Origin of the sequence: Solibacillus sp. FSL K6-1126, assembly GCF_038003445.1 — a bacterium.
In the GTDB taxonomy this organism is placed as follows: domain Bacteria; phylum Bacillota; class Bacilli; order Bacillales_A; family Planococcaceae; genus Solibacillus; species Solibacillus silvestris.
Genome location: NZ_JBBOPD010000001.1, coordinates 988,757 through 1,010,550 on the forward strand (window position 1 = coordinate 988,757; position 21,794 = coordinate 1,010,550).

Consider the following 21,794-nt stretch of genomic DNA (forward strand, 5'->3'; position numbering starts at 1 on the left):
ATAGAAGGAAATTATCATTCGCAATTATATTGCAAGTGTGGGGGAAAGAATTATGTATGCAGAAGAACTTTTAAGTACACTGATGCAAAAAAAAGTAGTAGGTCAACTACCGAAACTGATTACCGATATTGCGATTGACTCGCGCAGTGTACAGCCAAACAGTTTATTTATTTGTATAAAAGGTTTTACGGTGGACGGGCATGATTATGCTCAAAAGGCAGTTGATGCAGGTGCAACTGTAATTGTTACAGAACGTCTTTTACAGTTAGATGGAGAAATTGCACAAGTAATCGTAAAAAATACGACACGTACACTTGGTATTTTAGCGGCAAAGTTTTTTGATTATCCATCAAAGGATATTATGATGATTGGGGTAACAGGTACAAACGGCAAAACAAGTGTATCTGGAATTATCCACAATATATTAATCGGGCTTGGCGAAAAATCGGCATTGTCCGGAACAATCGGTTTTAATTTAAATGGTGTGTTATACGAGTCGGCAAATACAACAAGTGATTCATTGAATACACAACAGATGATTTTCCGTGCGAAAAGCGAAGGCTGCCGTGCAATGGTGATGGAAGTGTCATCACACGGGTTAGCGTTAGGCCGTTTAGCAGGTGTCGACTATGATGTGGCGGTATTTACGAATTTAACACATGATCATTTAGATTTCCACGGTACGATGGAAAACTACGGTAATACAAAAGGTTTACTGTTTTCTCAACTTGGACAAGACTTGGAAAAGAACAAGCATGTCGTTTTAAATGCGGATGATCCTTGGTCTGAGCGCTATGCGGGAATGACACCATATCCAATTTGGACTTACGGATTGCATAATAATGCAATTTTCCGGGCAGTAAACTGCAATTATGGTAATGGAATGACGCAATTTGATATGGAAACGCCGGAGGGTACATTCCCCGTGTCAATGCATTTACTTGGTGAATTTAATATTTACAACGTCCTTGCAGCAACAGCCGTATTCTATGCACGCGGTTTCCCTATTGAAGTCATTATTGAACAAATTGAAATGCTGCCACCGGTGAAAGGTCGTATGGAGAAAGTAGATTCGGATTTACCGATTCAAATGTTCATCGACTATGCACATACACCGGATGCTATCGAAAAAGCGATCAATGCGGCAATGCCCTATAAAAAACCGGAAAATAAACTGATTTTCCTTGTAGGAACAGGTGGCGGTCGCGATAAAACGAAACGCCCGACGATGGCAGAAAAAGCATCTGTTGCCGATTATGTTATCTTGACGACAGATGATCCTCGCTATGAAGAGTTCGACAGTATTACGGGTGATTTGGCAAAAGGCATGAAACATAAAAATTATGCCTGCATCGGTGACCGTGCAGAAGCGGTTAGACATGCGGTAAGCGTTGCAAATCCTGGCGATATTATTATTTTCGCAGGTAAAGGTCATGAAGATTACCAAATTATTGAAAATACGAAATACCCTCATAGTGATGCGAAAATTGCGATTGAAGCTGGAAAGTTAAAATTTGTATAGATTATGCTATAATTTTTTCGAATCCACCGTGTTAACGTAATAGCGTTAACGGTGGATTTTTTTGGAGGTGACAAAAATGATCCATTCATTTTTACTTAGTATGATTGCTTATTGCACTGTGAGCTTCCCGATTTATTGCATATTGCGAATGTTTTATATGAAAAATAAATCAAAAAGTACAAGGCGCGAGTTGGTGATGCTCCTATTCTTCTTTTACAGTATCAGTATTTTTTCACAAACGATTATCCCAAGCTTCCAAATCTCAAATGGACAGATCATTTTTGATACTTCCAGCGCATATGTGCGCAGTAATTTCACCCCATTACAAACAATTATGCTGTATTATGATCAATTGAATGGACCATTGGCAAATATCGCATTTTATAATTTGGCAGGCAATATTGTTCTGTTTATTCCTTTTGGCTTCTTTATTCCGCTGTTATGGAAAAAATTTAGAGGATGGCGCATCATGCATATCGTTGCATTCGCAATTCCCTTATTTATTGAAGGTACCCAATATTTTATTGGTCGTAGTATAGATGTCGATGATGTATTATTAAATGCAATTGCCATCGTGATAGGATTTGTGCTCTTCAAAATATACCGGAGATTAAGTAAAATGAGCGTGCCAAAGTAAAAAAGGTTGTAACAACTGACCGTTGTCTTTTAAAATAAGAAAGTATGAAAAAAGGAGACGAAATTAATGACTTTAGAACAAGATATATTAGCGCGTCGTACATTCGCCATCATCAGTCACCCGGATGCCGGTAAAACGACGATTACAGAAAAGCTACTATTATTCGGTGGTGCGATTCGTGACGCAGGAACAGTAAAAGGTAAAAAATCAGGGAAGTTTGCAACATCTGACTGGATGGAAATCGAGAAACAACGTGGGATTTCGGTTACATCTTCTGTAATGCAGTTCGATTATTCAGATTGCCGTGTAAACATTCTGGATACACCTGGACACCAAGACTTCTCGGAAGATACGTACCGTACGTTAATGGCTGTAGACTCGGCTGTCATGGTAGTTGATGCAGCTAAAGGGATCGAGGCACAAACATTAAAGCTATTCAAAGTTTGTAAAATGCGCGGTATTCCTATTTTTACGTTTATCAACAAATTGGACCGTCAAGGGAAAGAGCCATTAGAGCTTATCGAAGAATTAGAAGAAGTGCTTGGCATTAATGCGTACCCAATGAACTGGCCAATTGGTATGGGGAAAGAATTCCTTGGAATTTACGACCGTTACAACAAACGTATCGAACAGTTCCGTGTAGAAGAAGGTGACCGCTACTTACCACTTGATGAAGAAGGGCATTTAGCTATTGACAACGATATGAAAAAAACATCGTACTATTCACAAGCTATCGATGATATCGAACTTTTAAATGAAGCTGGTAATGCGTATTCAGAGGATAAAATTGCACGTGGTGAATTGACACCTGTATTTTTCGGTTCTGCATTAACGAACTTCGGTGTTCAGACATTCCTTGATACGTATTTAAAATTTGCACCGATTCCTCAGCCTCGTATTACAGAAGATGAGCAATTTATCGATCCAGTAGAGCATGGCGAGTTTTCTGGCTTCATTTTTAAAATTCAAGCGAATATGAATCCGGCTCACCGTGACCGTATCGCATTCGTACGTATCGTATCGGGTAAATTTGAGCGCGGTATGAATATGACACTTTCACGTACAGGTAAATCTTTCAAAGTAACACAGTCAACACAGTTCCTTGCAGATGATCGTGAAACAGTAAATGAAGCGGTTGCAGGTGACATTATCGGTCTTTATGATACAGGGACGTATCAAATTGGGGATACAGTAGTCGGCGGTAAGAAAACATTTAACTTTGAAAAACTACCTCAATTCACACCTGAAATTTTCATGAAAGTTTCGGCGAAAAACGTAATGAAAGGGAAGCAATTCCAAAAAGGTGTGCTTCAATTAGTACAAGAAGGTGCAATTCAGTATTTCAAAACAATGCATACTGAAGAAGTAATCCTTGGTGCGGTTGGTCAATTACAGTTTGAAGTATTCCAGCACCGAATGATTAACGAATACAACGTGGAAGTAATTATGCAGCCGATTGGCAGTAAGATTGCACGTTGGATTGAAAATGAAGAAGATGTGAAAGATTCAATGCACTCTCAACGTTCAATGCTTGTAAAAGACCGTTTCGATAATAAAGTATTCTTATTCGAAAATGAATTTGCAATGCGTTGGTTCTCAGAGAAGAACGAAAACATTCAGTTATACAGCTTGTTATAATTTGATATTAAAAGCCCCGGTAATTTTCTGCGAAGGAAAATTGCCGGGTTTTTTGTGTTTGAAGCTATGCTTTAGGATATGGGGATGGGTGAGCTGATTTGGGCTGGGCGTGGTGTTTATTAGAAGTTTAGAGCTGAAATGTAGAACGGTGGACGGGGGAAGTAGAACATTTCCGGGAGAAAGTAGAACGATTTATTGGGAAAGTGGAAAGAAAGTGGGAGAAAGGAGAACCCGGAAAATAATTAGAAGTTTCGGGTTGAAATGTAGAAATTAGAACGGGAAAAGTAGAACATTTCCGGGAGAAAGTAGAGCGATTCACCCGGAATGTAGAACAAAAGCGCGAGAAAGTAGAACCCGGAAATTAACTAGAACTTTTGTGCTAAAATGTAGAAATTAGAACGAGAAAAGTAGAATATTTCCGGGAGAAAGTAGAACAAATCACCCGGAATGTAGAACAAAAGCGGGAGAAAAGTAGAACCCGGGAAATTAATTAGAACTTTCCAGCTGAAATGTAGAAACTAGAACGAGAAAAGTAGAACATTTCCGGGAGAAAGTAGAAAGAATCACCCGGAATGTTGAATGAAAGCGCAAGAAAGTAGAACTTATCGCCATCCCCAAACTCCTCTTCATATGCTCATTCCTCCGCATCAATATGGTAAGACCGGTCAAATTTATAATTACCGTTCTCATATGTACGTTCAAGAAAATCGATCTCCCCATTATTGTGATAAACAATGGCTGTCGAGCAGCGAGTACCATAATTAGGAATTTTAACAAATTGAGCGGATAAGGACCTTTCTAGATGGATACCTACACCAGTATTTGGCAATACTTCATCTTGTGCGATTTCATCATTTGCCAATAACGGTATTAAACTGTTTACTTCAATTGTGTCTTTATCGGTTGCTTTTTCCAATATGTGCTTTGCGGTTTCTACTTTTGGCCATGGTGTATTGAAAGTAGCGTTACTGACACCGTGAATGCCGCTTTCTACAATGCGGTGTTCATCGTAAATATTATTGTAATGATGCATGTCTTCGCCGTCGTAAAGCAGGACATTAAAGCCGCCGTACAAATCTCTTTTTGAACGAAGAGACTGAATAAATGAGTCTGTCGATTCCGTTGAAGTTAAAAACAGCCGTACAATTTCGCCGCGTGACAATTGGCCGGTTTCAGGAAGGCGCGGGTCACGGTAATTTGTAATTGCAGCAAAACGACCACTTTTCGACAGCCCCATCCAGCTTCCTTGCTGACGTAAATCCCGTCCGGCTAATATGTCAGATTCATCTTCCCAAAAATGGGCGGCGGCTGTCGGACGGTCATAAAATTCGTCACGATTTGCAACAATGATGAGCGGATATGCTGGATGAACTTTATAAGAAAATGCAATTAAACACATAGATGGACCCCGTTTCTTGAATAGCAGGCAAGAAAAATTCACTGGAATTCACTAGATCGAGTGCTTAACTCCTGCCTACCTTGTATGATTTTTTGTAACATTTTGCTGTAGTAACATAGTTTCTGTCAAATATTAAAGGGAAATAGATAGCTCTACACGAATTTTAATTAATATGAAGATAAATTGAAAGGACTTTCCACCGATGAATATAAGTAAGTTTTCTATAAAACGCCCGGTTTTTACAATTGTTTCAATGATTTTTGTATTAATACTCGGCGCAGTTTCATTATTTAAAATTCCAGTTACGTTAATACCTGATTTAAATCCGCCGATTGGAGTTGTTGTGACAAGCTATCCGGGTGCAAGTCCGATTGAAGTAAACGAAAAAGTGACAAAGCCGCTTGAAGCTTCGCTGGCGACATTGCCGGGGATTAAACGAGTGCAGTCGACATCGCTGGAAAGCTCGAACCTGATTATTTTGGAATTTGATTGGTCAACAAGTATGGATGATGTGCAAACCGACATATTACAGCGAATTGATCTTGTTCCACTTCCTGAAGATGCGGGGAAACCAAGCTTTTTGAAATTTGATCCTTCGCAATTTCCGGTCATCCAAATGGCGCTCGCAGCAGAAAATGAAGAAGTCGATATCCGTCAAATCGCTGAATCACTTGAACAGGAATTGCAGCGGACTGAAGGGGTGGCTAGTGTAACCGTTTCAGGTGAAATTGTAGAAGAAGTACAGATTGAACTTGATGCCCGGAAGCTTGAGCAGAATAATTTGACGCAAAATGATGTGATGCAAATTATCCAGGCAAGCAATATTTCGATGCCGGGAGCTGAGCTAAGTACAAATGAGAATCAACTGTTAACGACTCGAGTAGTCAGTTTATTTACAAGTCCGGAAGAAATAGCGAATGTTGCGCTTTCGGTCAACCCATTAACAGGCGAAGCAATAAAAGTTAAAGATATAGCAACTGTAGAACGCAAAGAACAGGAAACGAACACAATTACTCGAGCAAATGACCAACAGGCTGTCCTCATTTCGGTTTTGCAGGAGTCCGGGGCAAATACTGCAAATGTTTCCGAAACTTTTCAGAAGGAACTTGGTCAATTATTGGATGAACCCCAGTATGATGGAGTTGAAGCAACAATTTTATTTGACCAGGGGGATTATGTTCGCTTAGCAATTGGTAATATTAGCTCCTCGCTTATTTTTGGCGGGCTATTTGCGATGCTTGTGCTTTTCGTCTTTTTATCCGGAATAAAAAGTCCGCTTATTATTGGCATTGCGATTCCGTATTCGGTTATCGTAACCTTTGTACTTATGTTTTTTGCGGACTTTTCTTTGAACATTATGACACTTGGTGCCCTTGCCCTTGGAATCGGGATGCTAGTGGATAATGCCATTGTTGTTATAGAAAATATTGAGCGACATTTAGAGCTTGGTGAGAATCCGAAAGAAGCGGCAGCCAATGGAACGAAGGAAGTAGCTTTAGCCATTACCGCTTCTACTGTCACGACGATTGCAGTTTTCGTACCGGTCATTTTTATAAGTGGGTTAATTGGTCAAATTTTTGTGGAATTCGCGTTAACGATTTCATTTAGCTTAATTGCCTCACTATTTGTGGCACTGACGGTTGTACCGATGCTGGCAAGCCGCTTCTTACGTACAAAGCCTTCGAATGTAGTAAAGAAGCGCCAAGATTCATGGGTGTACCGAAATTATACGAAGATACTTAAATGGGGCTTATCGAGAAGAGCCCTTATTTTATCAATTACCATCGTCTTAGTCGGTATATCCGGCTTTATGGTATATAAAACAGGTACAGAGTTTTTGCCGCCGACTGATGAAGGATTCGTATCTTTGTCCGTTGAGCTTCCAAACAGTGCAACAGTTGAAAAAACAGAACAAATTGTTTCAGAAATCGAGGAGATGGCAAAGCAATATGAAGAAGTTGATGTAGTGGTCAGTTTAATTGGAGGGAATCAGCAATCTTTATCGCGGGGTACTAGTGAACAAAATGAAGGGGAGATTTCAGTTAAGCTCGTTGAATTATCGGAACGAGATCGCTCCATATTCGAGTTTGTTGAGCTTTTTGAAAAACAAGTGCAACAGCAGATCGGAGAGCGTGCAGAAGTGAATTTCTCGCTTTCATCTTCTTCAGGTTCAACACCGAACTCATTAACATTTCGCGTGACAGACAGCAATGAGTCTCAGCTGAAAGAAACGGTCGCTTCCATCCAGCAACGTATTGCAAAGGTTGATTCGGTTACCGAGGTAACGACTGATTTGGATGAAGTTCAAGAGGAAATTCAAATTGAAGTAAATCGTGATAATGCACTTCAATATGGGTTAATGCCCGCACAAATTGCTCAAACCGTCAATATGATGACACGAGGCGCATTTACAACACAGATCATTGCCGAAGATGGTGAAGTGCTAGGTGTATATACTGGATTCGGAAAAGCATACCGTGAAGATGTAGAAGCACTTAAAACAATGAAGCTTCGAACAAATGCGGGGGTGTTTGTCGAACTGCAGCAGCTGGCATCGGTTGAAATAAAAGAAACCCAAACGGCTATTCGAAGATCGGATCAGGCATCGGCCGTAGCCGTGTTTGTAAAATACAATACATCGGAGTCCCTTAGCGGCATTTCTAAGAAAGTGGATAATGCGATTGAAGAAGAGGGTATTCCTGCAACATCGAAAGTTGTTTTTGGTGGCGACCGTGAGCTTTTCGACAGTGCAAAACAAGATATGATACTGGCCATTCTGCTGGCTGTTATTCTTATTTATCTAGTAATGGGCGCTCAATTTGAATCCTTTAAGCTGCCGTTTGTGATGATGTTCAGTGTTCCGCTTACGGTTATCGGTGTCGCTGTTTCTCTGTTTGTAACTAATACATTGCTCGGTGTTACAGCCATTATCGGCATCCTTATATTAGTGGGGATTGTTGTAAATAACGGCATTGTTCTTATTGATTATATTAATCAGAAACGACAGCTCGGATTAAATATAACCGATGCCATTATTACGGGTGCCCAGGATCGAATGAGACCAATTTTGATGACGGCTTTAACGACTATTTTAGGTTTGGTACCATTGGCATTGGGAATTGGTGAAGGTACAGAAATGAATCAGCCAATGGCCATTGTCGTTATTGGAGGGCTGGTTAGTTCAACAGTTTTAACATTATTTATCGTACCGATCATTTACAGCCTGATTGAAAAGGAAGCAAAAGAATAGATTGAAAAAACTATTTACCGCACGACAATGTAAAATTTTGATGAATTATAAAAGAATGTTTGATTTTTCGGGACGTTATCGGTAAAATAGCAATATAATTGAATTGAATATCCAATTGACATTTGTCAAAGGGGAGTAGCTATAAGAGATTTAAGTAGCAGCCTGTCATTTTAGATAAGCGCTATTTTTAAATGTACTTACTTCACATTCGTCATTACATGGTTAGGAGCCATCGGGTGTGATAGCATTATGTGCTTAGCAAGACCTTTGCCTATTTACATAGGCAGAGGTCTTTTCTTTTTTGGCCAAAAAGGGTATTTTTTCAAATTCACATTATTAACGCCTAATTTATTGGGTACAAGTAAATAATAAGGAGGAGAAATTTCATGGAAGCAATTTTATTAGAATATGCATGGGTCTTACTTGTATTAGTTTTCCTTGAAGGGCTGTTAGCTGCAGATAATGCAGTTGTAATGGCAGTAATGGTTAAACACTTACCGAAAGAACAACAGAAAAAGGCATTATTTTACGGATTATTCGGTGCGTTCGTATTCCGATTCATCGCGCTGTTCCTAATTACATTCTTAGCGAAATACTGGGAAATTCAGGCGCTTGGTGCGGCTTATCTATTATTCATATCCATAAAACATCTATACGATAATCACTTTAAAAAGCAGGATGAAGATTTGGAATTGAAAGAGAGCAAAGGTTCTGGTTTCTGGATGACGGTATTAAAAGTAGAGCTTGCGGATATTGCGTTTGCAATCGACTCAATGCTTGCAGCCGTAGCTATTGCTATGACATTACCGCACATTAGTGATTACCATATCGGCGGAATTAATGCCGGTCCATTTGCTGTTATGTTCCTTGGTGGCTTTATAGGGCTTGTCATTATGCGTTTTGCGGCCCAAATGTTTGTTAAGCTGTTAAACGACTATCCAACATTGGAAACTGCAGCCTTTTTAATTGTAGGCTGGGTAGGTGTCAAACTGGCGGTATTGGCGTTAGGACATGAGAACTTGGCCATTATCGACCCGCATTTCCCGCATTCGACAACATGGAAAGCCATCTTCTGGGTAGTACTGCTTGGACTTGCAGTAGGCGGCTATTTAGTAAGTGTATACAAAAACAAAAAAGCAAAAGCAGAATAATATATGTTTTAGGAGATACTTCAACTATTAGAAGTATCTTCTTTTCATTTTCCATGATATTCATTATACTAGTAAAAATGTAATCAATTATCGGAGGCCAATCTATGCCTTTTAAAAAATTCGAAAAGCGTAAAATTACGCCTTTCCAAATTTTAATCACTTATTATTCTGTAGCCATTTTAATTTCGTTTTTATTGCTGCGACTTCCGGGAGTCCATTTGGAAGGTGTACATGTATCATTTTTAGACAGTCTATTTACGGCGGTTAGTGCGGTTAGTGTAACGGGTTTAACGACCGTTACTGTTGCAGAAACATACAGTAGCTTTGGACTTGCCATGATTTTGCTTATTCTGCAATTCGGTGCGATTGGGATTATGTCCATCGGTACGTTTTTATGGCTGCTGTTTGGAAAGAAAATCGGCATGCGTGAACGTCAGCTTATCATGATTGACCATAATCAATATAATTTATCGGGTGTTGTTGCCTTGATTCGTCAAATAGCAAAGCTGCTGTTTATCATTGAATTTACAGGTGCCCTTATATTAACGGTACATTTTAAGCGTTATTTTGCGACATGGGAAGAATCGGCGATTAATGGATTGTTTGCGTCTATTTCTGCGACAACAAATGGAGGCTTTGATATTACGGGAATGAGTTTGCAGCCGTTTCATCACGACTATTTCATACAATTTGTTTGTATGATTTTAATCTTCCTCGGAGCGATCGGTTTTCCCGTATTAATTGAAGTGAAGGCCTATTTAACGAAAAAGGATCCGGCATTTCGCTTTAGCTTATTTACAAAGGTTACGACGTTTACGTATGTTGCCTTATTTGTTTTTGGTTCGGTCGTAATTTTTATTATCGAATCTTTTCAGTCCTTTAAAGGGATGCGATGGCATGAGGCTGCTTTTTCGGCTATGTTCCAATCGATTTCCACGAGGTCGGCTGGTTTAACAACCTATGATGTCACTTCATTCAACGAGGCGACACAGCTCTTTATGAGTGCACTAATGTTTATTGGGGCATCACCAAGCTCTGTCGGTGGGGGAATTCGTACCACGACATTTGCGATCGTTATTTTGTTTTTAATTGCATTTTCCCGCGGGCAGTCGGAAATTCAAATTTTTAACCGGGAGATTCATTTAATCGATGTATACCGTTCGTTTGCGGTGCTTATTTTTGCGATTATTATGGTGCTCGGCGCTGCGATGGTGCTGTTTATCACAGAATCCAGCGCCTCTATGATGGAAGTCATATTTGAAATTACATCAGCTTTCGGAACGTGCGGGATGTCGCTCGGCATAACGGGGGACTTAACGGCATTCGGAAAAATGGTCATTATGGTGCTCATGTTTGTAGGGCGAGTAGGGCTCATTTCTTTCCTGTATTCAATCGGAGGATCTGCCAAGAAGAAGAAGTACCATTACCCGAAGGAACGGATCATTATTGGGTAGTTTTTCAAAAGTGGCTTAAAACAAGGCTTTATAAGGGTTTTCGAGGGGGTGAAGTTATTTCACCCCCTTTTAGATCCTCTAAGCTCTAATTTTGAGAAAGTTTATAAATTTTTCGAGTGATTTTTGTTCTTGAGTCATTTTGACATTACAAACAAACTTAAAAATAAATTTTTTTAACCAGTTTACAAGTGTTATGCACAGGAGTAAAATAAGCTCGTAATTAAGAAAACTAACAAAGCCAAATCTCAATCATTGAGAACGGAGGACCCGATCATTTGGGGTTAATTCTGCATTGCAGAAGGGATGATATATACTCTTTCGCCATCCTAACCCGTCAGCTAACTTCGTCGGCTAATGCGGAGGAGGTCATATAATAGACCGCCTTATTCAAGTATTCCTTTTGTCGTTTACCGCAAAGTTAATGCTTGTTTAAATCGGTCTTTTTGCGTTCATAAAACTTTATTAATTATTTTAGAATAAGAGCTTAGTAGATACCTAGACTTGGTACATGGGTAAATAACTTTTAACTTATTGTTAGGAGGGAGCAATGAAAATTTTCAAAGAGAGCCTTAATCCATCAAAAATACTTGTTATGGGATTTGCCATTTTAATCCTTGTAGGTGCATTTTTATTGACTTTCCCGGTAGCTACAACAGATGGTAAAGGACTTCCATTCCTAGATGCGTTATTTACAGCTACTTCTGCTACCTGTGTAACAGGTCTAGTTGTTGTAGATACAGAGGAGGCATTTTCACTGTTTGGTGAATTAGTGATCTTGTCGCTTATTCAAATTGGCGGTTTAGGATTTATGACGTTTGCAACCTTTTTATTTACTCTATTAGGAAAAAAAATCTCTTTAAAAGAAAGAATTTTATTAAAAGAAGCTTTTAATGCTGCTTCGACTCTTGATATCGTCAAAATAGTTAAAAGAATACTAATTTTTACTGTGATAGTAGAGGGTATTGGAGCTATCATATTATCGATCAGATTTTCATTTGATATGACGATTGGCAAAGCAATTTATTTTGGTTTTTTTCATTCAATTTCAATTTTTAATAATGCAGGCTTTGATTTAATGGGGGGATTTAAAAGTCTTACTGAATACGTTGACGATCCATTTGTAGTATTAACTGTTTGCTCTCTGATCGTTATAGGTGGCTTAGGTTTCATTGTAATACATGAATTATATGAATACCCTGTTACACATAAAATTTCATTACATTCAAAAGTTGTATTGTTTACAACACTAATGCTTATCGTTGGAGCATCCATCTTAATTTTCCTGTTTGAATATAGTAATGATAAAACATTGGGACCGTTGTCTTCCACAGGAAAAGCTCTAGGTGCCTTGTTCCATAGTATAACGCCAAGAACGGCGGGAGCAAATACATTACCAATGGCAGATTTGACTCATGCCACGCTATTCTTAACCATTTTCCTAATGTTTATCGGGGGAGGTTCAGGCTCGACTGCTGGAGGTATTAAAGTATCTACTTTTGCAGTTTTAATGGCAACAGCTTTTTCCCAGCTTAAAGGGAGAGAAGATGTGGTTTTATTTAAACGTCGTATTGTTATGCAAAGTATTCTAAAGGCACTTACTGTTGCGATGAGCGGCATCATGATCGTTGTAATCGTCACCTTTTTGCTAAGCATCACAGAACCAGGTCATGACTTTATTCTATATTTATTTGAAGCAACTTCAGCATTTGGTACCGTGGGACTTTCTATGGGATTAACACCAGAGCTATCTCCATTTGGACGCGTTCTAATTATCTTAACAATGTTCGTAGGGAGATTAGGTCCGTTAACACTTGGATTTGCTATTTCCAAACGACGTAAAAAAGAAGCATATCACTATATAAAAAGGAACATAATGATTGGTTAATTAACAAAGGAAAGGGATACAAAATGGCAATAAAACAATATGCTGTGATAGGTTTAGGGAGATTTGGAACGAGTGTTGCTAGAAGACTGCATGAAGCTGGGCAAGAAGTATTAGGAATCGATTTAGTTGAAGAAAAAGTCGAAGCTGCTGAAGGTTACGTAACAGATGCGGTGATTGCTGATTCGACGGAAGAAAAGGCTCTTACTTCATTAGGTATCACAGACTTTGATTGTGTAATTGTAGCGATAGGAAATGATATTCAATCCAGTATTTTAACGGTGGTACTCCTAAAAAATTTAGGAATTCCAAAAATTATTGCTAAGGCACTTGGTAAAAGGCATGGCCAGGTATTAGAGGCGATCGGCGCTGATTGGGTCATTTATCCGGAAAGAGATATGGGGGAACGAGTAGCCAATCAACTCCTCTCACCAAAGTTACTTAACTATATTGAACTCTCGAAAAATTACAATATTGAGGAAATTACAATTCCTTTAAGGATGGCCGGTAAAAATCTAAAAGAACTTGATATTCGTGCTAAATTTAATGTCAGTATTATTGCGATTGTTAGGAATGATGATATCATTGTTTCTCCTTCTCCAGAAGAGTTGCTTCAACCAGAAGATTTACTGGTCACCATAGGGAGTAGAAAAGACCTGGCAAAATTCTCAAGTTTAGAATGAGTGTATAAATGATTCTTTTTATTCTCTGTTATTGCACAAACTAAATCACATAAATACATTAATGAGGCTGGGACAGAAGTAGAAATTTCATAAACTAAGTAGAAAAACCTTATTAAGAAACGGATATTTTATAAAATTGATTGGAATGGAGGGCGAGTGTAGCTGACGGCTATGCCTTTCGCTACAAGCAAGCTTCCTGCGGGAATAGCGTGACGCCTGAGACTACAGGCTCAGGCCACGCCCGCGGAAAGCGTCCCGGAATGGAAATCAATTTTTACGCTCAGCAAAAAAATGCCACTTTTCTCTAAGAGAAAAATGGCATTTTTGGGTTATTTCCCACCCTCTTTTTTTTCATACGTAGTATTGTAATAAAACACCTTCTCGGAAATGTTAACCAACGGATTTTTAATCGGATTAGCTATATACGAATTTTACCCTTTATTGGGATCGGTACAAGAATCGGGGAGACCAACTTTTTGAGGATAGGAAGGACGTCAAACCACATAACACCCCAAAATCTCGCCAAAAGGTTAGTTGAGCTGCTGGTATCATGGAAGAATAGGTTGGCTTATTTATATGGCTTAATAATGGGTCATGAAATATAAAAACCAGACTGCGTGATTTTGTTCATCTGATGCATTGGATTGAAATTGATGTGCTATATAGGAATTCCCAGCTTGTCTCGCAGCAAGATGGTAAAATTCAACAGCTTCTTGTTCATCTTTAAATGCACCTAATACACCTTGTTTAAAGTTATTTGGCATTTCTTCTGTAATTTGAGGCGTTGGATAATGGCCGGTAATGGAGAAGTAGGAATTAGAAAAGCCTTGAAAGTGTCTCATTTCATCATTTCGAATTTCAAGAATTCTGTTTTGAATTTCTTGAGTTGGTGCGAGTTTAGCTAAGTGCTCATAAAAATGGATTGCCGTGAATTCACCATTGATCGCTTTTGTTAAATTACTAATTAAGTTTGAGGTTGGTGAAGGAAAAGCAGAGTTTTGCAAAAATACACTCCTTTTTAACCAATATATTCGATTAAAATTAGAACGAAACTTGTCTTGAAGTTTTAGGCATAAAAATTCGTATTGTATCTACTTGGCTCTAATTAATACAAATAAACTTATTTCATCATTTTTTTAATCTGTTTCAATTCATTAATTAAATAGTCAAGCTGTTTTTGCATGTCTTTTGACTGTGGAGATGAATCGGATTTTTGAGTGCCTTGGTTACTTGAGTTTTCTAATGCCTCCAACGCTAGACCGGCAGCAATCGCAGCTATACCATCACCTAATGTAGCGATGGATGCACCAATAAAAGCAAGCCTGGCAATTTGAATTTCTTGAGAGTCTGGAGACTGTTCTTTTTTATTGGCATTCACTTTTAATATCCTCCTTACTAAAAAGAATGGCTCTAATTGCATAATATGTATTTTTTAAATATTAGTGAGTTAGAAATAATAATAATGCTTAAATAACATCACTTTCTTACGGAGTAATAATGATAATTAAAGAAGAACGGGCAATACGTAAAAACGTCCATTTCCTTTTAGGGAATGGGCGTTCTTTAATGTATTTAAAACATAACTATTTTTCATGCAATGTGAGAATCATAAGTCTGTAAATAGTAAATACTCCGATATATGCGCCGGAAATTAAGAAGAGTTCATTTAAAAAAAGACCATGAATTTTTGTCATAAAGACAGCATCGTCAATAATAATCTGATAAATTGAAGTGGATGCAATACTGCCGAAAATGATGACAAAAATAACAGCCAATATATTAAAAATAAAGGCTGACTTGCTGATTTTCTTTCGTAGAAGGACCATAATAAGCGGAACAACAATGCTTGAAATAACCAATAAAAATTTCAAAAATAGCACTCCTTTCTATTAATTGAATTATGCCCTCTTTTTTGGGGTATAAAACGAGTAGGCCGACTGCAATCAGCAGAATAGATTATAGCTAATTGGTTAATTTATGAATGGAGGTGATCATTATGGAAAAGAAGAAAGGCAATGACCGACAAAATATGAAAGAAGAGGTTGGACCGGAGTTAAACCCGGATGATCTGGATCTTCGCGAAGACAATGATTTAACGGAAGAGCAATATAAAAATGGACCTCAAAAGAAACAATCGGATGGTTCTAAATCAAATAATCGATAAATTTTTCAATTTGAAAAAACGCTGCACACTCTATATTAAGAGTTTGCAGCGTTTTTGAATTAATTGAATGTGTTGAAGTAAGGCTGTTGTCCATTGCGGAAGTATGTGAATAAATAGCCTGTTTTCTTTTCTGGTGCACCGACTTCGTAATTTTCTAAATCGATGTGGAACGGAATAATTAATGAATGCTTGAATAATTCGCGTTCAGTAATTTGCATTGCTTCAAATTCCTCACCTACAAGGGAAGGGCCTTCTTTAATACGCGTATAGACATCTTTCATCTCTTCATCAGAAAGACGATCATCCCACCAAAGTTTACGCGGCTGGAACTGCTGACCTTGCAGGAAATCGTACTTCATTAAGCTTGTAATCACTTCTAAGTCAGCATGCTCGACCGTTTGAAGGAATTCTAGTAAACGGCGGAATAAATCTTCAAGCTGATGTCCAATACGTGACCAGCCTTTTGTTTCCCAGTATGTGCCGAAACTTTGGAAGAAATCGAATGGCGTTTCAAATACTTTTGTTACTAAATATTCAATCGTATTGTCCATACGATGTGCATTCCAATACTTTTCCAGTACGTCTTCCGCATGTTTAATACGAACAATATCATCGAATGTTAATACATTATTTGAAAAAATTTCATAAGGCGAAATATCAACATATGTGTAGCCGTACTTTTCGGCTTCCAACCGTAAGCCTGTCCCGCGCAGCAGTTTCAAGAAGCCAAGCTGCAGCTCTTCTGGACGCATCGCAAATACATCATTAAATGTTTTGCGGAAAGACGCATAATCCTCTTCAGGCAATCCGGCAATTAAATCCAGGTGCTGGTCAATTTTGCCGCCTTCTTTTACCATTGTGACAGTACGAGTAAGTTTTTCGAAGTTTTGACGACGCTTTACAAGATCGTTTGTTAGGTCATTAGTTGACTGGACACCGATTTCAAAACGGAACAGCCCTTTCGGTGCGTTGTCATTTAAAAATTGAATGACCTCAGGACGCATAATGTCCGCTGTAATTTCAAACTGGAATACGACACCTGGCTGATGTTCATCAATTAAAAATTGGAACATTTCCATCGCATAGCTGCGGCTAATATTAAAGGTACGGTCTACGAATTTAATCGTTTTTGCCCCGTTATTCATTAAGTAACGAATATCTTCTTTAATCTTCTCACGATTGAAATAACGAACCCCGACTTCTATAGATGATAAGCAGAATTGACAGCTGAAAGGACAGCCGCGGCTTGTTTCAATATATTGAATCCGTTTACCTAGATGAGGTAAATCTTCTTCAAATCGGAAAGGGGTAGCAATTTCTCGCAAATCGATTTTCGGTGGCTGTGCATGAATTTTTAATTTTCCTTCTTCTAAATAGCAAATACCCGGCACCTTTTCGAGTGGGATCTCACCATTGAAGTAGCGAAGCATTTCTTTAAATGAAACTTCGCCTTCACCCATAATAATGAAGTCGATTTCTTCATGTTTACGAATCCATTCATGGACATCATAGGAAACTTCCGGACCGCCTAATACAATTTTGACATTAGGCAATACCGTTTTTAGCATACGAATTACCGCAATCGTCTCATTAATATTCCAAATATAACAGCTGAATCCGACAACATCCGGTTTCTTTTGGAAAAGGTCTGATACAATGTTGAAAGCGGGGTCTTTAATAGTATATTCAGCAAGCTCACAGTCGAATTCAGGTAGTGCTGCTGCTTTTAAATAGCGGATCGCTAAATTTGTATGAATATATTTTGCATTGAGTGTACTTAATATAATTTTCATAATTTTATTCTCCTCTTCATAAAGTATATTGTAGCAGTGTAAACAGATACAAACAATATGGGAGAATTTGCCCATTTTATTCCAAATAGTAATGTGAAATAATATACCATAAGTATACAATTCTGAAAATTCTATAATATCTAAAAATGGGGGGTTGTAATTGTAGTGGAAGGTCAATTGAATTTTATGTTAGAAGATCTCTTTCAGCAATCCAATGAACAAATTATTATATTAAACCGCCAAGGTAAGATTGAATTTATGAATAGTAAAGCAGAGGAAATATTACAGTCAACCCATTTACCTAAATGTTTTTGGGAAAGTACGGACAAACTTAGTGGTGAGTGGGAGAGGTTTATCCATTCCGTCAATGAAAAATCACCATCTACTACTACATTTGTATTAATTAATAAATATCATCAGAAAATACCGGTCCAGGTTTGGGGGCATTTTCTTGAACATAAACAACTGATCTTTACTAGAATACAAGTTAACCCATCCAATGTTATTTCATTTGAAGAAAAAAGCAAAACACTTATGTTTCAGAATTTAATTGATGGAATGGCACAAGGGGTAATATTAACAACGTTGAACGGAAAAATATTATCCGGCAATGCAATGGCATTGCATTTACTTGATCGAAAAGCCGCTCAAATAGAAAATAGAAGCTATGATTATCTATTTGAAGATTGCCAGTACGATTCTGAAGTCATCATCCAATATTATAAAAAAATTTCAAATCGGGAAATGGCGAGTATTTTTGTTAAAAGAGAAAACGGAGATGGCACTCCGGTCTATTTAAACTTCATTAGTAAAGTAGATGAAAATTTAGGGATATTAGTAACAACGATTATTGACCAGACGGAAGAGATGATGTTGCTAAAAAGGATTGAGCATCAGCAATCTTTGTCGTTTATTGGTCAAAATATTGCGTCGATTGCCCATGAAATACGCAATCCTATGACATCGATCCAAGGCTTTATTCAGATGATTAAAAGCAGCTTAAATGAGCAGGAATATCCTTACTTCAAAATTCTAGAATCTGAGTTAAAACGTATGGATGATTTGCTTGGAGACCTTCTGAACATTTCAAAACCAAAGAAACAAGTATTTCAAATGCTTGATTTGAAGGATGTTGTAGACCAGTCAATTCAGCGTATGCAGCCTCTCGCAATGAAAACAAATGCAATGATTTTGTTTGAATATGACGAACAAGTAGAATACAGAATTAATGGGGACTATAATCGCCTGATGCAAATGATCATTAACTTGCTGAAAAATGCTATCGAAGCCATGGATACGAATAATTACATCGTTGTACGTTTACTTTACCGCGGCAAAAATACGCTGCAGCTTTCAGTTCAGGATAGTGGAAAAGGGATGAATGCGGTTGATATTGAAAATGCGTTAAACCCTTTTTATACAACGAAAGAAACAGGATCTGGACTGGGACTATTGCTTGTACAATCTGTCATTAAAGAACATAATGGGACTCTTCACATTGAAAGTGAGCAAGGTGCAGGATCTAAGTTTTTAATTGATTTTGATTTAAGAAATGAAATTGAATATTTAAATTCTTCTCCTTCTTATTCAATGAGAGTTGCAAGAATGGCGGCAATTTCGAAGTGATTTTGACAAAACTTCCAATCCATCGCTATAATATGTACATCTTCATTTAGCAGATTTAGCAAACACTAGCTGAAATCTTAGCAAATCAGTGTAAGAGCACCGCTTCCGTGAAGTAATGAATGAGTACGAATCTCGTGTGAGCCAAGCTTCTTGCAGATGTCACAGATTATTAAAGGGGATTTAAAGAGGAAGTTAGCTTAAAGTGTTCCATTATGGACAACAGAAGTCTGTCCCGTCTTGTGGGCCTCCTTAAATCCTACGCAATTGCGCACAGCGTAATTGATTATTTAAAATAGAGGATGGTTTTTATGGCTTCAGAGGAAGTAAAGCAATCGTTGAAATTATTTATCGTTTTATCAAGAGCACATAAAGCGATAAGTGAAGCTACGAATCAATTTATACAAACAAATGGTTTAAATCCCACAGAATTTGCGGTTTTAGAACTTTTATATCATAAAGGTCGCCAGCCACTGCAGCAAATCGGAAACAAAATTCTGTTAGCAAGCGGATCGATTACTTATGTAGTTGATAAGTTGGAAAAACGGAATTTTTTAGCGCGTGTTTCGTGCCCAACCGATCGTCGTGTCACATATGCGGAAATTACCGATCTAGGTTCCGAATTTATGGACAAGCTGTTTCCTGAGCATGAACAGAAAATTCATGAACTTTTAGGGGCATTATCAGCCGAAGAAAAACAGACAGCAATAGAGTTATTAAAAAAATTAGGATTATCTATTAAAGATTTATCCTATTAATCAAGAAAAGGACGCCCAAAATTTACGGGCGTCCTTTTTGCTCATTATTGAATTGTTAAACCCATTTGTAAAAAGGCATCTGTTAAGTCTGCTTGGACATTATCGTAAATTGTTAACGTAACAAACAGGTTTTCGCGCTCAATTACAACTTTTACAACCTTTTCATCTTCTAATAAAGCTTCATATCCAACAATATTTAAAATTTCTTTACGCTCTGTCAAAGTTGAAGCTAAATCCAGATCTTTCGTGTTTTCAGGAGCAATGGCAGAAATTGTTTCCTTTGCAGATTCTTTTAACTGATCAAAAGTTACATCTTCTTTTTTTACAACTTCAATTTGCATTGACGTTGCTTCATCAGCATTATTTAGTAAACTGTCGACACCTGGTTCTTCTGAAGTCAGTGTATAGTTTTCTAAATGTTGAATCGTGTAATTCATTTCATCACTTTTTGAAGTTACTACTTTTTCTTCAAACGGCTGGCCATTTGAAATGTATGTCAATGTAGTAGTATCACTTTTATCTTCTTGTTCAGCTTTTGTTTCTTCTGATGACTCAGTAGTTTCTTCTTGCTGAGCTGAAGAAGATTCATCGGCCTCGCTTGTCTCGCTCGTTTCGTTTGTTTCTTGTTCTTCCTCATTTTGCACTTCTTCTGTTTCAGTAGGCTCTTCTTTTGCTGCATTTGTTGTTGTAGCCTCGTCTGTATCCGTATTACAAGCTGCTAAAAATGCAGATAAAATAACTACGGCACCGACTTGATAAATTGTTTTCTTCATATGGATCCCCCTTTAACATGTATAGACGAAAATTTAGAAAGATAAGTTTCTGCTTTAATTGTATCAGAATAATGGTAAAACTAAAAATAATAGTAAAACAAAGACAATATGGGTAACGATAATTAACGGTAAACTTTTTTTCCATTCATATAACGCTCCCCAAAGCAAACCAGCGATAATAGCTGCAAGTGCACCTGGCAGGAACCCGCTAATTGCTAGAGACAGTGAAAATAGCATAGAAGTGATTACGACAGCCCAGAAAGGCGTTGTGTATTGTTTTAACTGCTGCTGAACATAGCCTCGCCAAAACATTTCTTCTCCTACAACTACGATAAAAATGAGCATTAAATAATGGAAAATATTTTGTGGACCATATACATCTAAAAATTTCGATATATCCTTTGATGCGTTTTTATCGAGATAAGGCATTATCATATAACCGAGTTTTACAATTCCATACGTAATTGTCCCGTACCCAATTCCGTATATCAAATATTGCCATGTCGGAATACGGTCTTCAAATTTACCTGCCACTAAGCTGATGGCAATTCCAACTAGTAAGGTAAAGGCATATAAATACCAGAATATCGTCTTTTCATAAAATGTAAAAAACATCATGCTGAAAATAAAAACTAATGCCAGAAGGAGTGTAATGATTTGTTTTTTGTTTTTCAATAGCTTCAACCTCCCCTTACGTATCGTAACAAAAATTACCCTTTTTATCATCATCTCAATGTTAAAAAGGGTAATTTGCATTAAATTATTCGTTATTAGCTAATATTTTATACCGTTTGTGATTAACAACTGTTTTTTCTTCCATTTCTAAATCATGAAAATTATCCATAATCGTTATATCAACGATAACGGAATTCTCATTCACTTTTTCAACGACTCCTTTTAAGCCGTCTTTAAACTCGATTATATTTCCAACTTCCGCAATTTTCATACACAGTCAGTCCCTTCATCGACTACTAATTAACAGTTTGCTTGAAATTATACTACAAAATTCAATTAGTTTGAATAATTTTATTAATTTACTAGGACATATTTGGAATATATTTAATTTT

General features: G+C 37.6%; 19 protein-coding genes and 1 riboswitch. Of the genes, 11 read left to right on the forward strand and 8 right to left on the reverse strand.

Annotated features, from left to right (window positions below):
* The first annotated feature begins 52 nt into the window (after positions 1-52).
* From MHH44_RS04710 to MHH44_RS04720, 3 genes are all read left to right on the forward strand, one after another.
* Entirely contained in the window at positions 53-1,522 is a 1,470-nt protein-coding gene (locus MHH44_RS04710; RefSeq protein WP_340797951.1) for a UDP-N-acetylmuramoyl-L-alanyl-D-glutamate--2,6-diaminopimelate ligase, read from the forward strand.
* A gap of 76 nt (positions 1,523-1,598) precedes the next feature.
* On the forward strand, positions 1,599-2,159 hold the full coding sequence (locus MHH44_RS04715) for a VanZ family protein (RefSeq protein WP_340797952.1): 561 nt from the start codon (positions 1,599-1,601) through the stop codon (positions 2,157-2,159).
* Positions 2,160-2,225: 66 nt separating this feature from the next.
* Entirely contained in the window at positions 2,226-3,797 is a 1,572-nt protein-coding gene (locus tag MHH44_RS04720; protein ID WP_014824591.1) for a peptide chain release factor 3, read from the forward strand.
* A gap of 634 nt (positions 3,798-4,431) precedes the next feature.
* On the opposite strand, the gene MHH44_RS04725 is transcribed toward MHH44_RS04720, so the two are convergent.
* Positions 4,432-5,196 (reverse strand): NRDE family protein, encoded by a 765-nt coding sequence (locus MHH44_RS04725; protein WP_008403527.1) that lies wholly within the window; start codon positions 5,194-5,196, stop codon positions 4,432-4,434.
* A 202-nt stretch (positions 5,197-5,398) separates the two neighbouring features.
* Between MHH44_RS04725 and MHH44_RS04730 the strand changes: the two genes are divergently transcribed.
* The 5 genes from MHH44_RS04730 to MHH44_RS04750 all read left to right on the forward strand — a co-directional run bounded on the left by MHH44_RS04730 (position 5,399) and on the right by MHH44_RS04750 (position 13,616).
* Entirely contained in the window at positions 5,399-8,446 is a 3,048-nt protein-coding gene (locus MHH44_RS04730) for an efflux RND transporter permease subunit (protein WP_340797953.1), read from the forward strand.
* Between the two features lie 386 nt (positions 8,447-8,832).
* Complete coding sequence (locus MHH44_RS04735) at positions 8,833-9,597, forward strand: TerC family protein (protein ID WP_014824588.1); 765 nt, start codon at positions 8,833-8,835, stop codon at positions 9,595-9,597.
* A gap of 104 nt (positions 9,598-9,701) precedes the next feature.
* Positions 9,702-11,051 carry a TrkH family potassium uptake protein gene (locus tag MHH44_RS04740; protein WP_008403524.1) on the forward strand — a complete coding sequence of 450 codons (1,350 nt, stop codon included), beginning with the start codon at positions 9,702-9,704 and terminating at the stop codon, positions 11,049-11,051.
* Positions 11,052-11,277: 226 nt separating this feature from the next.
* Positions 11,278-11,418, forward strand: a riboswitch (cyclic di-AMP (ydaO/yuaA leader).
* A gap of 180 nt (positions 11,419-11,598) precedes the next feature.
* Positions 11,599-12,936, forward strand: a complete 1,338-nt coding sequence (locus MHH44_RS04745) for a TrkH family potassium uptake protein (RefSeq protein WP_340797954.1) — start codon at positions 11,599-11,601, stop codon at positions 12,934-12,936.
* 23 nt (positions 12,937-12,959) lie between these two features.
* Positions 12,960-13,616, forward strand: a complete 657-nt coding sequence (locus MHH44_RS04750; protein ID WP_014824586.1) for a potassium channel family protein — start codon at positions 12,960-12,962, stop codon at positions 13,614-13,616.
* 581 nt (positions 13,617-14,197) lie between these two features.
* On the opposite strand, the gene MHH44_RS04755 is transcribed toward MHH44_RS04750, so the two are convergent.
* The 3 genes from MHH44_RS04755 to MHH44_RS04765 form a co-directional block, all read right to left on the reverse strand.
* On the reverse strand, positions 14,198-14,620 hold the full coding sequence (locus tag MHH44_RS04755) for a ferritin-like domain-containing protein (protein WP_008403521.1): 423 nt from the start codon (positions 14,618-14,620) through the stop codon (positions 14,198-14,200).
* A 116-nt stretch (positions 14,621-14,736) separates the two neighbouring features.
* Positions 14,737-14,994: a hypothetical protein gene (locus tag MHH44_RS04760; RefSeq protein WP_008403520.1), complete on the reverse strand. Its 258-nt coding sequence runs from the start codon at positions 14,992-14,994 to the stop codon at positions 14,737-14,739.
* A gap of 205 nt (positions 14,995-15,199) precedes the next feature.
* Positions 15,200-15,487 carry a hypothetical protein gene (locus MHH44_RS04765; RefSeq protein ID WP_014824585.1) on the reverse strand — a complete coding sequence of 96 codons (288 nt, stop codon included), beginning with the start codon at positions 15,485-15,487 and terminating at the stop codon, positions 15,200-15,202.
* Between the two features lie 125 nt (positions 15,488-15,612).
* Between MHH44_RS04765 and MHH44_RS04770 the strand changes: the two genes are divergently transcribed.
* Entirely contained in the window at positions 15,613-15,780 is a 168-nt protein-coding gene (locus MHH44_RS04770; protein WP_008403517.1) for a hypothetical protein, read from the forward strand.
* Positions 15,781-15,839: 59 nt separating this feature from the next.
* Here the strand turns inward: MHH44_RS04770 and MHH44_RS04775 are convergent, their stop codons facing one another.
* On the reverse strand, positions 15,840-17,573 hold the full coding sequence (locus MHH44_RS04775) for a B12-binding domain-containing radical SAM protein (RefSeq protein WP_339263904.1): 1,734 nt from the start codon (positions 17,571-17,573) through the stop codon (positions 15,840-15,842).
* Between the two features lie 165 nt (positions 17,574-17,738).
* Between MHH44_RS04775 and MHH44_RS04780 the strand changes: the two genes are divergently transcribed.
* Positions 17,739-19,199, forward strand: a complete 1,461-nt coding sequence (locus MHH44_RS04780) for an ATP-binding protein (RefSeq protein ID WP_065216495.1) — start codon at positions 17,739-17,741, stop codon at positions 19,197-19,199.
* Positions 19,200-19,507: 308 nt separating this feature from the next.
* Positions 19,508-19,954: a MarR family winged helix-turn-helix transcriptional regulator gene (locus MHH44_RS04785; protein WP_014824582.1), complete on the forward strand. Its 447-nt coding sequence runs from the start codon at positions 19,508-19,510 to the stop codon at positions 19,952-19,954.
* A gap of 44 nt (positions 19,955-19,998) precedes the next feature.
* Here MHH44_RS04785 and MHH44_RS04790 read toward each other — a convergent pair whose 3' ends face one another.
* The 3 genes from MHH44_RS04790 to MHH44_RS04800 form a co-directional block, all read right to left on the reverse strand.
* Complete coding sequence (locus MHH44_RS04790; protein WP_340797955.1) at positions 19,999-20,727, reverse strand: chemotaxis protein; 729 nt, start codon at positions 20,725-20,727, stop codon at positions 19,999-20,001.
* 63 nt (positions 20,728-20,790) lie between these two features.
* On the reverse strand, positions 20,791-21,402 hold the full coding sequence (locus MHH44_RS04795; protein WP_008403510.1) for a CPBP family intramembrane glutamic endopeptidase: 612 nt from the start codon (positions 21,400-21,402) through the stop codon (positions 20,791-20,793).
* An 85-nt stretch (positions 21,403-21,487) separates the two neighbouring features.
* Positions 21,488-21,673, reverse strand: coding sequence for a YkvS family protein (locus MHH44_RS04800; RefSeq protein ID WP_008403508.1), 186 nt, complete (start codon positions 21,671-21,673; stop codon positions 21,488-21,490).
* Positions 21,674-21,794: the final 121 nt, after the last annotated feature.